The sequence below is a fragment of the Nesterenkonia sandarakina genome (assembly GCF_003003175.1).
GTDB lineage: Bacteria > Actinomycetota > Actinomycetes > Actinomycetales > Micrococcaceae > Nesterenkonia > Nesterenkonia sandarakina_A.
Genome location: NZ_PVTY01000003.1, coordinates 226,152 through 238,147 on the forward strand (window position 1 = coordinate 226,152; position 11,996 = coordinate 238,147).

Consider the following 11,996-nt stretch of genomic DNA (forward strand, 5'->3'; position numbering starts at 1 on the left):
CGCGCTGGCGAGTGCGGGGGAGGCCGCCCGGTCGAGGGGCCGGGGCCCGGTCCTCAGTGAGTGCGCCGCGGCTGCCGGCGCTGGGCCGCCAGGCGGACCGGCGCGTTGGCGGCGCCGTAGCCGTCATAGGTCCCCACGCGCTGGACCATCTCCAGGAAGAGCCCGCCGATGGTCGGGGTGTAGAAGTGGATGAACTCGCCGTCGGCGTCGCGGTCGTAGAGCAGGTTCAGCCGTTTGAGCTGCGCGAGATAGTCGGTGTCCAGTCCGAAGCGCGCGTGGAGATCCGCGTAGTAGTTGTCCGGGATGGAGAGGAAGCGCAGTCCGCGCTCCTGGGCCCGGCCCGCCAGTTCCACGATGTCCGTGCAGGTCACCGCGATGTGACGCGGGGGCAGCGGGGCGGTGGGCGGGGCCAGGTTCAGCGGCAGCCGCACCGTGGCGTCGGCCGTGCGCATCACCTGGCTGCGCACCAGGCCCTGCGGGCTGGGCACGTTCTCCGGAGTCTGGGCCTGCAGGCCCAGCACGCTGTGGAAGAAGAGCACCGTCTCCTCGAACTCGTGCCAGCGGTAGGAGAGGTTGATGTGGTCCACCGCGTGGGTCGAGTCATGCGCGGGCTGACCGCCTTCGAACTCGGTGACCCAGGTGTCTTCGGCGGGGGAGTCGCTGAAGTAGATGACCGTCCCGTCCGGGGCGCCGAGGGCGCGCAGCTCATGGTCGCCGGCATAGGTCCGGCGGAAGACCACCGGAGCCCCGAGTGCGGCTCCGCGGGCGAGGGCCTGGCCGGCGTCGTCGGCCAGCAGCCCGATCGCGGAGAGGTGCGGATCGGGCTGCTGGCTCTGCTCATTGAGGATGATCCGGGTCGAGCCCATGGTCCAGAGCCGCACCTGTTTGGTCCGATGCTTGCCGCGGAAGGTGAAGCCGAGCTGGTTGAGGGTCTCATCGGCGGTGCCGAGGTCGGAGCCGGTGATCTCCACGAAGTCCACGCTGCGCGGGCTCTGTGCGGAGGGGAGCCGATCGGTGCTCCACCCGTTCGACGCCGAGGCGCGGTCCGCCAGCCAGGTGAGCGACCGGCGCGCGTGGGCGGCGGTGCTGGTGACGTCGGTCTGCCGGAAGGTGTCGTTGAAGACCTCCAGCGAGAGCGGGCCGGTGTACCCGGCCTTGAGCACATGGGTCAGGAATCCGCTGAGGTCGAAGGAGCCCTCTCCGGGGAACAGTCGGTGGTGCCGGCTCCAGGAGAGGACGTCCATGTCCAGCTGGGGGGCGTCCGCGAGCTGGATGAAGAAGATCTTCTCCCCGTCGATGGTCTCGATCTCCGCCGGGTCGTGCCCGCGGGCCAGGATGTGGAAGCTGTCCAGGCAGGTGCCCAGGTTCGGGCGGTCCGCTAGCTGCACCAGCCGCCAGGCGTGGCGGTAGTCGTTGACGTAGCGTCCCCAGGCCAGGGCCTCATAGGCGATCCGGATGCCGTAGCCGGCGGCGAGATCGGCCAGCGCGCCCAGCTGCCGAGCGGCGACGGCGTCGTCGTCGACGGTTGCGGTGCCGGCGTTGCTGCAGACCAGGATGGTGTCGGCGCCCAGTCGGTTCATCAGCTGGAACTTCGCCTCGGCGCGGCGCAGGTTCTCCGCCAGGAGCTCCTCGCTGACGCCCTCGAAGTCCCGGAAGGGCTGAAAGAGATCGATGCGCAGCCCCAGGCGCTGGCACAGTGCCCGGATCTCCTCGGGGGATTCATAGGAGACCGTGAGGTCGGTGTCCATGATCTCGACGCCGTCGAACCCTGCATCGGCGCAGGCCTGGAGTTTGTCGGTGAGGCTTCCGGAGAGGCAGACGGTGGCGATTGAGGTGCGCATAGCGGCAATGTACCAAACATTACATTCGCTGGTCAGTGCTGAGAGGATGGATAGGATCAGAGCATGGATCAGGAGCCCCCCGGAGCGCCCGGCGTCAATCGCAACGAGTTCGTCCGATCGCTCTCCACCGGGCTGCGGGTCCTCGAGTCCTTCACGGCCACGGAGCCGAAGCAGACGCTCTCCGATGTCGCCCGGCGCGCCGGCGTCAGCCGGGCCACCGCCCGCCGCATGCTGCTCACCCTGGTCCAGGAGGGGTACGCGTATGCAGACGGTCGATTCTTCGAGCTGACCCCGAAGGTGTTGGGCCTGGGGCAGGGCTATTGGTCCGGGCGCGGCTGGCACGAGCTGCTGCAGCCCTCACTCGGCGAGCTCTCCGCGAAGCTGACCGAATCCTGTTCGGCCGCACTGCTGCTCGGCGATGAGGTGATGTACGTCTGCCGGGTGCACACCCGCCGGATCATGCGGATCGACCTCGGACTGGGCACCAAGCTGCCGGCACTGGCGACCTCCATGGGGCGGGTGCTGTTCGCCGGCCTGGGGGAGGAGGCGCTCGAGGAGCGTCTGCGCACCGCAGACCGCCGGGCCTATACCGCGCACACCGTCACCGATCCGGGTCGGCTGCGGGAGATCATCGCCAGCGTTCGGACCGAGGGCTATGCACTCGTGGATGAGGAGCTGGAGGAGGGCCTGCGCTCGGTGGCGGTCCCGGTCCGCGACGCGGACGGAAACACCGTGCTCGCGTTGAACACCTCGCTCTCGGCCGGCAGGGAGACCGCGCAGGAATCCCTGGACCGGACGCTGCCGGATCTGCGGCGCTGCGCCGCAGCGGTGGAGGACCTCATCCGCTCCCTCGGCGATGAAGTCCAGCGACTCACCGTGCCGCAGGGCCTCTGAGATTCAGGGTCTCTGAGGTCCCGGGTCTCTGAGGTCCCGGGTCACCGAGCTCAGGGGTCTCCGGGGTCCGGGGGTTTGAGGCTCAACGGCCGTCACCCCTGGAAATGCCGGGCCGAGCAGACTATGCTCATGCCACATAGCGCACAGATGTTTGCATAGCGAACATGCGGCCTGGTGAAGGCCGACGCGCACAAGATCGTGAGCAGGGAGCCGCAATGCAGGATGTCTTCGTCTATCAGGGTCTGCGCACCCCCTTCGGCAAGGTCGGCGGTGCCCTGGCCGGGCAGCGTCCCGATGATCTGGCCGAGCTGGTCATCTCGACCCTCGTGGAGCAGGCCCCGGGGCTGACCCCGGAGAACGTCGGGGAGATCGTCGGTGAGGTGATCTTCGGCAACGCCAACGGCGCCGGTGAGGAGAACCGCAATGTGGCGCGGATGGCCTGGCTGCTCGGCAGGCTGCCGGTGAGCGTGCCTGCCACCACGATCAACCGGCTCTGCGGCTCCTCGCTGGACGCGGCCATCTCCGGTGCCCGGCAGATCGCGCTGGGCGAGACCGACGTGATCCTCGCCGGCGGCGTGGAGTCCATGTCGCGAGCACCCTGGGTGCTGCCCAAGACCGAACGCCCCTTCCCGATGACCAACCTCGAGCTGGTCAACTCCACGCTGGGCTGGCGCCTGATCAACGAACGCATGCCCGCCGAATGGACGGTCTCCCTCGGTGAGGCCACCGAGCAGCTGCGCGAACGCCACGGCATCGACCGGGAACGGATGGACGCGTTCGCCGCCCGCTCCCACGAGCTCGCCGCCCGCGCCTGGGCCGAGGGACACCTCACCGACCTCACCGTGGCGGTGCCCGGCGTGGACCTGACCACCGATGAGACCATCCGGGGCGGTGTCACGGCGGAGAAGCTCGCCGGGCTGCGGACCGTGTTCCGCCGCGAGAACGGCACCGTCACCGCAGGCAACGCCTCTCCGATGAACGACGGCGCCTCCGCCGTCTGGCTCGGCTCCGCCGCCGGCGGCGAGCAGCTGGGTCTGACCCCGCAGGTGCGGATCGCCGGCTGGGCCGCCGCGGCGAATGAGCCGCAGTACTTCGGCTACGCCCCCGTGGAGGCCAGCAACAAGGCGCTCAAGCGCGCCGGGATCGGCTGGGGCGAGGTCGGCGCCGTGGAGCTCAACGAGGCCTTCGCCGCACAGTCCCTGGCCTGCCTGGATGCCTGGGACATCGACCCGGAGATCATCAACGCCTGGGGCGGCGCGATCGCCATCGGCCATCCGCTCGGGGCCTCCGGCACCCGGGTGCTGGCGACGCTGGCGAAGCGGATGCAGCGCGGCGGCGAACGCTGGGGCGTGGCCACGCTGTGCATCGGCGTCGGCCAGGGCCTCGCCGTGGTCCTCGAGAACGCGAACTGATCCCCGTCACCGTCCAGCCCACCCCGCCGACCCGCCCGTCCAGACCACCCAGAACCACGAGGGATGAACCGATGACTGAATTTGTAGACACCGCCGCCGAGGCGGTGGCCAGCGTCCGCGACGGGTCCACCGTCCTGCTCGGCGGATTCGGCAACGCCGGGCAGCCCATGGAGCTCATCGATGCGCTCCTGGAATCCGGCACCACCGACCTCACCGTGGTGAGCAACAACGCCGGCCAGGGAGATCGCGGTCTCGCCCTGCTGATCAAGGAGCGCCGAGTGCGCAAGGTGATCTGCTCCTTCCCGCGGCAGTCCGACTCCTGGCACTTCGACGCGGCCTACCGCGCCGGGGAGCTCGAGCTGGAACTCGTCCCGCAGGGCAACCTCGCCGAGCGGCTGCGCGCCGCCGGAGCCGGCATCGGCGCCTTCTTCACCCCCACCGGCTACGGCACGAGCCTCGCCGAGGGCAAGGAGACCCGCGAGATCGACGGGCGGAACTACGTGCTCGAGCACCCGATCCGCGGCGATGTCGCGCTGATCAAGGCGTTGGCCGCGGACGACGCCGGCAATCTGGTCTACCGCAAGACGGCGCGGAACTTCGGCCCGGTGATGGCCGCCGCCGCCGCGCACACCGTGGTGCAGGTCGCGAAGCTGGTCCCCCGCGGCTCGCTGGACCCGGAGAACGTGGTCACCCCGGGGATCTATGTCGACACCGTGACCGCCCTGACCCCGCGCGAGACACAGGAAGTGGAAGCAGCATGAGCAGCCAGACCAGCCCCGCAAGCCAGACCAGCCATTCCGCCCAGCCCGACGACGCGCCCCAGCCCGGCCAGCCGCTCTCGCGTGAAGACCTCGCGAAGCTCGTCGCCGCCGACATCGCGCCGGGGTCCTACGTGAACCTGGGCATCGGCCAGCCCACCAAGGTCTCGGACTACCTGACGCCCGAGCAGCAGGTCACCCTGCACACCGAGAACGGCATGCTCGGCATGGGACCGCAGGCGCACGGTGATGACATCGACGAAGAACTGATCAACGCGGGCAAGATCCCGGTCACCGAACTTCCGGGAGCCAGCTACTTCCACCACGCCGACTCCTTCGCGATGATGCGCGGCGGACACCTCGACGTCTGCGTCCTGGGCGCCTTTCAGGTCTCGGCCGGCGGCGACCTGGCGAACTGGTCCACCGGGGCCCCCGACGCCATCCCTGCCGTCGGCGGCGCCATGGATCTCGCCATCGGCGCCAAGGAGGTGTTCGTGATGATGTCGCTCTTCGCCAAGGACGGGACGCCGAAGATCGTCGCCGACTGCACCTACCCGGTCACCGGGCTGGGCTGCGTGAGCCGGGTGTACACCGACCACGGGGTGTTCCTGATCGAGACGCACGAGGACGGACCCCGGCTGGTGCTGCGCGAGGCCTACGGCATCGCCCCCGAGGACCTCGTCAAGCGGTTCGACTTCCCCGTGGTGATCGCCGGCTAGGCAGCTGGTATAGTCAACAGCTGTGCCCAGGCGAGGGGGCGACGACGAAGGATCCATTCCTTCTGACGTCAGCCCCGTGATCGACGAGGCGAACTTCCACGAGAACATCACCGCCGCTCACAGCGCGGAGAGCCTGGAATTCACTTGTCGTTGGTGCCTGGATCAATACGAATCCAACCAACGAAGGACAACACCATGGCTGACAAGATCGTCATTCCCGCCACCAAGCGCACCGAGTTCGGCAAGGGTGCAGCCCGCAAGGCCCGCCGCGACGACCTGATCCCGGCAGTGGTCTACGGCCACGGCGAAGACCCCATCCATGTGGTGCTTCCCGGTCACCAGACCCACCTGGCAGTGCGTAACCCCAACGCGCTGATCACTCTGGACATCGAGGGCACCGAGCAGATGGTCATCCCCAAGGCCATCCAGCGCGACATCATCAAGCGCTCAATCGACCACATGGACCTGCTGACCGTGCGTCGCGGCGAGAAGGTCACCGTCGATGTCTACGTCGAGGTCACCGGCGAGCCCGCCGTCGGCTTCGAGTGGATCCTGGAGCAGAACACCGTCTCCGTCGAGGCAGAGGCGACCCACCTGCCCGAGCACGTCACCATCGACATCACCGACCGCGACGAGAACGCGCTGCCGGAGCACATCCAGCTGCCCGAGGGTGTCACGCTGGCCCTGACCGACCTGGAATCCCCGGTCGTCTCCATCCACGAGCCCGTTGAGCAGGACCTGGGCGACAAGGACGAGGCCACCGAGGGCGAGGCCGTCGACGGTGAGACCGCCGAGGGCGAGTCCGGGGAGAACGCCGAAGGCGAAGACAGCTGAACAAGCTGACGCTGAGACTCCACTAGGCTCGAAGCATGGCTTCAGAGACGTGGTTGATAGCGGGACTCGGGAACCCCGGGTCCCGCTATCGTCATACCCGGCACAATATCGGGCACATGGTGCTCGATGAACTCCTCGACCGCATGGACGCGAAGTACACGCGGACCAAGGTCGGGGCCAAAGCCGTCTCGGCCCGACTGGGCCCCGGCGGGCCCAAGGTGGTCTTCGCGATCTCCGAGGGGTATATGAACCTCTCGGGCAAGCCCGTGCGCGGACTCATGGACTACTTCTCGGTCCCCACGCAGAACCTGATCGTGGTCCACGACGAGCTGGACCTCGACTTCGGTCGGGCCAAGCTCAAGCGCGGCGGATCTGAGGGCGGACACAACGGGCTGAAATCCATCACCAGCCACCTGGGCGGAGACCGCGACTATCTGCGGGTGCGCGCCGGCGTGGGCAGAGCTCCTGGACGCATGGACAGCGCCGACTACGTGCTGCAGAAGTTCAGCCCCGCCGAGCAGAAGGAGCTGGGCATCTTCATCTCCCGGCTGGCCGACGCGGTGGAGCTGCTGATCTCCGACGGCCTCCCGGCCGCCCAGAACGCGGTGCACTGAGCCTCGAGGACGTCCTGCAGCGGGGAGCCGAGGGGTTCTCTTTCCTGAACGAACGCCTAGTATAGTGTGACTTCTTGGCGCAAGGATGGTTATGGATCCCGAGGAACTTCGTGTGGCTGACTTGCCTAAGCTGGAGGTCAACGGCGTGGTGGGCGATTCCATTGCCCGGACCATTCGGGTCCTGAGCTCGCAGCGGCGCCTGCAGACCCTGCTCGACGCCAGCAATGTGGTCGCCAGCGACCTGGATCTGGAGCGGGTGCTGCGCCGCATCGCGGAGGAGGCCCGCACGGTCGCCGACGCCCAGTTCGCGGCGCTCGGCGTCATCGCCGCGGACGGTCACCTCGAGCGATTCATCCACGTCGGGATGCCGCGGGACATCGCCGAGCAGATCGGCGATCTCCCCGCAGGCCACGGGGTCCTGGGTGCCGTGATCGAGAGCCGGAACCCGATCCGACTGACCGACCTCACGACCGACCCCCGGGCCGTCGGCTTCCCCGCCCACCACCCCGCGATGACCAGCTTTCTGGGAGTCCCGATCACGATCCGCGGCGAGACCTACGGGAACCTCTACCTCACGAACCGCGCCGACGGTCCGTTCACCGCGGAGGACGAGGAGCTGGTCACGGCCCTGGCCGCCACGGCCGCCACCGCGATCAACAATGCCCGACTCTACGAGGAGGCTCGCCGCGCGCAGCAGCTGAGCGCCATTCTGGGCGACGTGACCTCGGCGCTGCTCGCCTCGGAGAGCATCGACGTCTTCGGGGTGCTCGCCCACGGCGTCGTGACCTTGACCCAGGCGGACTTCGCCGCGATCGTGACCTCCGACGACGTCGGTGACGAGATGTTCGTGGACACCGGCCGCGGGCAGGGCGCGTCGCTGGTCGAGGGCGAGGTGCTGCCCTGGGTCGACTGCGCGGTGTCCCGCGCGATGGAAGGCGAGGCCAGCATCTCGCCGCCGGAGCGAACCGATGAACAGGCGTTCGGCGGTCTCGTGCCGGACGCCTCGGTGATCGCCGTTCCGCTGGTCGTCTCGGGGGACCGGATCGGCGCGATCTGCGCGACGCGGGCCGCCGAGCGTCCGGCGTTCCACGCCGGTGACCTCACGCTGCTCTCGGACTTCGCCACCCAGGCCGGCCTGGCGGTGGCGCTGTCCTGGGCCCGAGCGGATCGGCAGCGACTCTCCGTCATCGAGGACCGGGCGCGCACCGCTCGGGATCTCCATGACCACGTGATTCAGCGGCTCTTCGCCACCGGCCTCGGACTTCAGGCCTTCGCCTCGGCCCACCCCCGCCATGCAGGGACTATCGACCGCCATGTCGTGGAGATCGACGCCGCGATCGAGGACATCCGCAATGCGATCTTCACCCTGCGCACCCGCAAGACCGCCCGGACCACGCGACACCGGCTCCTCGACGTGGTCACCGAACTCTCGGCCGGACTCGGGCTCGCGCCGCAGGTCACCTTCACGGGTCCGGTGGATGCCGACATCAGGGGCGGGCTCGCCGACGACGTCGTCGCGGTCCTGCGTGAGACGGTCAGCAACGTGACCCGTCACGCCAAGGCCACGGCGGTGTCCATCGAGGTGCAGGCCGCCGAGTCAGGGATCACGGTCATCGTGGAGGACGACGGCGTCGGACTCTCGGCCTGTGGCAAGGCCGAGAGCGGAACCGCGAATCTCCGGGCGAGGGCCCGGGCCCGCGATGGCATCTTCGAGCTGACGCCGAGGCGGACCGGGGGTGTGCGGGCCCGCTGGCACGTCCCTTTCGAAGGTGAGGATGAACGATGATACGGGTGTTCCTCGTCGATGACCACGAGATCGTGCGGCGCGGCCTCGCCGCGCTCATCGACGCCGAATCAGGCCTGAAGGTGGTGGGGGAGTCCGGGACCGTGCGCGGGACGCTCGAGCGGGTGGAGGCCACGCGCCCCGACGTCGTCGTGCTGGACGTGCACCTGCCCGACGGCACCGGGATCGACCTGTGCCGCAGCGTCCGGTCCGCGCACCCGGAGATCTCGTGTCTGATGCTCACCGCCGACGATGATGAGAGCGCCAGCGTCGCGGCGGTGATCGCCGGGGCCTCGGGGTACGTGCTCAAGACCATCCGGGGCGGACACCTGGTGGAGGCCATCGAGCGGGTGGCACGGGGAGGGAGTCTCATCACCCGGTCCCTCGCCGAGCGGGTGCGCAGCGACCTCTCCGCCCAGGCCAGGCACGAGCCGCGTCCAGGGGTGAGCCTCACGCTGCGTGAGCAGCAGGTGCTGCGGCTGATCACCGAGGGACTGACCAACAGGCAGATCGGACAGCGACTGGGTCTCGCGGAGAAGACCGTGAAGAACTACGTCTCCGGGCTGCTGGCCAAGCTCGGGATGCAGCGCAGGACTCAGGTCGCCGCGTTTGGGGCCGCCACCCACGGCCGGGATCTACACAGCTGAGAAGCGGACCTTGCGGGCCTCGCAGGGGTGCGGTAGGACCTATGGCCCTACAGGGTTCCGACCTCGAGGGGAGAGGCTGGATCCAGCGCGCACCACCGCGGGCGACATGAAGGGAATCCAGCTGTGATCATCGCTACAAGAACTCGGTCTGACAACAAGATCCACTCGCTCGTCCTCGCCGAGCTCGAGTGGACGCCAGAGGTCGACGCCTCCCAGGTCCAGGTCGAGGTCGAAGCCGGAATCGTCACACTGTCCGGGGAGGTCGGGGACTACTTCGAGTACCTCGCAGCCTCACGCGCCATGCGCCGAGTCCACGGCATCGCCGCGGTGTTCAATCGGCTGACCGTGATCCCACGATCCGCGAGATGGGTCACCGACGCCGATATCGGGCGCGTGGCTGAACGCGTGCTGACCTGGTCCGCGAACATCCCTGGCTCGGTCAGGTCCACGGTGGAGGCCGGATGCGTCACGCTCACCGGGCAGGTCGACTGGCACTTCCAGCGGGAAGCCGCAGAACGAGCGGTGGAGAACATCCGGGGCGTGCACACCGTGCGCAATGAGATCACCCTGATCCCACGTCCCGTCGCGGAGGACGCGGCGGAACAGATCAGGAGCGCCCTGTTCCGCAACCCGCAGCTCGACGCCGGCCACATCGGCGTCTCGGTCCTGGGAAACACCGCGGTGCTGACCGGGTACGTGAAGTCGCTGGTGCAGAAGACCCAGGCCGGTGCCGTGGCCTGGTCCTCACCCGATGTCACCACCCTCGACAACCGTCTCAACGTGCGCCCCTATTGAGGCGCGAGCCCTGATTCACGCGGGCCGGACGGCGCGGCGGCTCCGCCTCAGACCAGGATCACGATCAGAGCCAGAAGAGTAAGCGACGATGCACGAGAATCTCGCCCGCTTCGACCCGCTGGCCGGGCTGGAGAGTCTGCGTCGTGACCTGTTCGACGCCGGCATGTTCCGCGGCCTGCACGGAGCGACGAGGACACCACCAGACGGTATGTGCTCCGCGAGAGCAGCACCAGCTTCTATCGCAGCGTGGATCTGCCCGAGCAGGCGCTGGAGCAGCAGATCACTGCGGCCTTCGACGACGACGTGCTGAGCGTGGCCGTTCCGCTCAAGCCGGGGACGCGTCCCCAGCCGGTCCCGATCACCAACGGACACTCCACGAGCTGACTCCGGCACGACCAGCAACCGCGACGCGAAAGGGGGCATGATGTTCGACTGGCTCTATTTCTGGAACCTCATCTGGTCCTTCTTCACGCTGCTCTCCCTCGTGTTCGTCCCGGTGTTCATCGTGATGATCTACTTCGCGACCCGGGAGCCCAGAGCTCGCCGGGGCTCGCCGAGCTCTCCGCGGTCCGACGCTCCGGCAGCCGGCCCGGTGGGGGAGAACCCCACGCGGAGGGCCGCATGAGCTGCGGATCGAACTCCAGGCTCACGCGGCCCTCGCCGACTGGTGCTCGCGGATCAGCCGCGGCTGGAGATCCAGGCGCTGACCTCGCGGGCCTGCAGATCCACGAACTTGCGCATATAGGGCTCAGCGGCCGCCTTGATCTTCTTGCCGATGATCGGGATGTTGACGTTGACGTCGCCCCGGACCGTGGAGAGGGTCTCGGAGGCTCCACGCACATGCAGATTCTGCGCAGACTGCGCCGAGACCGGAGCGGAGGCGATCTTCACGGCCGTGTCCGCGCGACGTGAACCGGCCACATCGGGTGCACCCCAGGAATGCGTGACGCGCACCGTGACCTCACCCTTGATGACCTTCTTGGCGATCTCCGGAAGCTTCTCGGCCGACATCGACTGCTCGGTGACGATCTCGAAGGGGCCGTCCAGCGGGCCGACGACCTCGAAGCTGATCAGCTTCGCCCCGACCTTCTTGGACAGGTGCTCATTGAAATCTCGGTCGGCGTAGGCCTCGATGATGTCCTGCGCGCTGTGCGGAATCACGAGCTCTGATTCAAGTGCCACTGATGGTCTCCTCGTTGACGTCTTGCTGAAGGCGTTCTGCGACGGCGGTCACGGAACCTACCCATTGTAAAGTGGCTCATCGCAGATGAGGGTGTAGTAGCGGTCTGAAGCCACCAGTGTCTAGCAATGATCTGGTGATGTAGTGAGCGAGATTCCGGAACCCCAGAGCCGTGCCACGCAGGTGCTCGAGCCGTCCGTTGAATCTCCTATGTCTGTCAAGCCCCGGTGAGCTCATTCTGAGCGGCGGTGTTGAGGCGGCGGTAGATGTCGCGGGCGAGGTAGCGCTTGAGGCAGCGACGGATCTCCCGGAGGGTGCGCCCTTCGGCGGTACGGCGCTCGACGTAGGCGCGGGTTCGCGGGTCCATTCGCATGCGGGTGACGACGGCCATGTGGAGTGCTCGGTTGAGGCGCCGGTCGCCACCCCGGTTGATCCGGTGCCGGACGGTGTTGCCCGATGACGCGGGGATGGGGCTGGTTCCAGCGAGGCTGGCGAACGCGGACTCGGATCGAATGCGGC

At 68.2% G+C, this 11,996-nt stretch carries 13 protein-coding genes and 1 pseudogene; 11 read left to right on the forward strand and 3 right to left on the reverse strand.

What is annotated here, in order from left to right; genetic code table 11:
* Nucleotides 1-53 precede the first annotated feature (53 nt).
* The gene (locus BCL67_RS03770) at nt 54-1,841 is read right to left on the reverse strand and encodes a bifunctional sugar phosphate isomerase/epimerase/4-hydroxyphenylpyruvate dioxygenase family protein (RefSeq protein ID WP_106122112.1); all 1,788 of its coding nucleotides are present in this window, start codon (nt 1,839-1,841) and stop codon (nt 54-56) included.
* A gap of 63 nt (nt 1,842-1,904) precedes the next feature.
* Here BCL67_RS03770 and BCL67_RS03775 point away from each other — a divergent pair, with 63 nt between their 5' ends.
* The 11 genes and pseudogenes from BCL67_RS03775 to BCL67_RS03825 all read left to right on the forward strand — a co-directional run bounded on the left by BCL67_RS03775 (nt 1,905) and on the right by BCL67_RS03825 (nt 10,922).
* The gene (locus tag BCL67_RS03775) at nt 1,905-2,735 is read left to right on the forward strand and encodes an IclR family transcriptional regulator domain-containing protein (RefSeq protein WP_106122113.1); all 831 of its coding nucleotides are present in this window, start codon (nt 1,905-1,907) and stop codon (nt 2,733-2,735) included.
* A gap of 215 nt (nt 2,736-2,950) precedes the next feature.
* Complete coding sequence (locus BCL67_RS03780) at nt 2,951-4,147, forward strand: thiolase family protein (RefSeq protein ID WP_106122114.1); 1,197 nt, start codon at nt 2,951-2,953, stop codon at nt 4,145-4,147.
* 71 nt (nt 4,148-4,218) lie between these two features.
* Complete coding sequence (locus BCL67_RS03785; RefSeq protein WP_106122115.1) at nt 4,219-4,908, forward strand: 3-oxoacid CoA-transferase subunit A; 690 nt, start codon at nt 4,219-4,221, stop codon at nt 4,906-4,908.
* Complete coding sequence (locus BCL67_RS03790) at nt 4,905-5,624, forward strand: 3-oxoacid CoA-transferase subunit B (protein ID WP_106122116.1); 720 nt, start codon at nt 4,905-4,907, stop codon at nt 5,622-5,624. The genes BCL67_RS03785 and BCL67_RS03790 overlap by 4 nt, the downstream gene beginning before the upstream one ends.
* A gap of 195 nt (nt 5,625-5,819) precedes the next feature.
* Entirely contained in the window at nt 5,820-6,458 is a 639-nt protein-coding gene (locus BCL67_RS03795) for a 50S ribosomal protein L25/general stress protein Ctc (protein WP_106122117.1), read from the forward strand.
* Nucleotides 6,459-6,493: 35 nt separating this feature from the next.
* Nucleotides 6,494-7,072 (forward strand): aminoacyl-tRNA hydrolase, encoded by a 579-nt coding sequence (pth, locus tag BCL67_RS03800; protein ID WP_106122118.1) that lies wholly within the window; start codon nt 6,494-6,496, stop codon nt 7,070-7,072.
* Between the two features lie 112 nt (nt 7,073-7,184).
* On the forward strand, nt 7,185-8,858 hold the full coding sequence (locus BCL67_RS03805) for a sensor histidine kinase (RefSeq protein WP_181255874.1): 1,674 nt from the start codon (nt 7,185-7,187) through the stop codon (nt 8,856-8,858).
* A complete protein-coding gene (locus tag BCL67_RS03810; RefSeq protein WP_106122120.1) occupies nt 8,855-9,502 on the forward strand; it encodes a response regulator in 648 nt (215 codons plus the stop codon). The genes BCL67_RS03805 and BCL67_RS03810 overlap by 4 nt, the downstream gene beginning before the upstream one ends.
* Nucleotides 9,503-9,625: 123 nt before the next feature.
* Nucleotides 9,626-10,297, forward strand: a complete 672-nt coding sequence (locus tag BCL67_RS03815) for a BON domain-containing protein (protein ID WP_106122121.1) — start codon at nt 9,626-9,628, stop codon at nt 10,295-10,297.
* A 198-nt stretch (nt 10,298-10,495) separates the two neighbouring features.
* A pseudogene (locus tag BCL67_RS03820) lies at nt 10,496-10,681 on the forward strand (Hsp20 family protein); the annotation flags it as partial.
* A gap of 37 nt (nt 10,682-10,718) precedes the next feature.
* A complete protein-coding gene (locus BCL67_RS03825) occupies nt 10,719-10,922 on the forward strand; it encodes a hypothetical protein (RefSeq protein ID WP_106122123.1) in 204 nt (67 codons plus the stop codon).
* 53 nt (nt 10,923-10,975) lie between these two features.
* Here the strand turns inward: BCL67_RS03825 and BCL67_RS03830 are convergent, their stop codons facing one another.
* Together BCL67_RS03830 and BCL67_RS03835 are read right to left on the reverse strand one after the other, a co-directional pair.
* Nucleotides 10,976-11,479, reverse strand: coding sequence for a DUF2505 domain-containing protein (locus BCL67_RS03830; RefSeq protein WP_106122124.1), 504 nt, complete (start codon nt 11,477-11,479; stop codon nt 10,976-10,978).
* A 215-nt stretch (nt 11,480-11,694) separates the two neighbouring features.
* On the reverse strand, nt 11,695-11,996 hold a 302-nt coding region (locus tag BCL67_RS03835; protein WP_146131068.1), incomplete at its 5' end, for a transposase.

Coding starts and splice junctions, on each gene's coding strand:
- BCL67_RS03770 (WP_106122112.1), bottom strand. CDS start 1,841: ATGCGCACCTCAATCGCCACCGTCTGCCTCTCCGGAAGCCTCACCGAC.
- BCL67_RS03775 (WP_106122113.1), top strand. CDS start 1,905: ATGGATCAGGAGCCCCCCGGAGCGCCCGGCGTCAATCGCAACGAGTTC.
- BCL67_RS03785 (WP_106122115.1), top strand. CDS start 4,219: ATGACTGAATTTGTAGACACCGCCGCCGAGGCGGTGGCCAGCGTCCGC.
- BCL67_RS03810 (WP_106122120.1), top strand. CDS start 8,855: ATGATACGGGTGTTCCTCGTCGATGACCACGAGATCGTGCGGCGCGGC.
- BCL67_RS03795 (WP_106122117.1), top strand. CDS start 5,820: ATGGCTGACAAGATCGTCATTCCCGCCACCAAGCGCACCGAGTTCGGC.
- pth (WP_106122118.1), top strand. CDS start 6,494: ATGGCTTCAGAGACGTGGTTGATAGCGGGACTCGGGAACCCCGGGTCC.
- BCL67_RS03825 (WP_106122123.1), top strand. CDS start 10,719: ATGATGTTCGACTGGCTCTATTTCTGGAACCTCATCTGGTCCTTCTTC.
- BCL67_RS03790 (WP_106122116.1), top strand. CDS start 4,905: ATGAGCAGCCAGACCAGCCCCGCAAGCCAGACCAGCCATTCCGCCCAG.
- BCL67_RS03780 (WP_106122114.1), top strand. CDS start 2,951: ATGCAGGATGTCTTCGTCTATCAGGGTCTGCGCACCCCCTTCGGCAAG.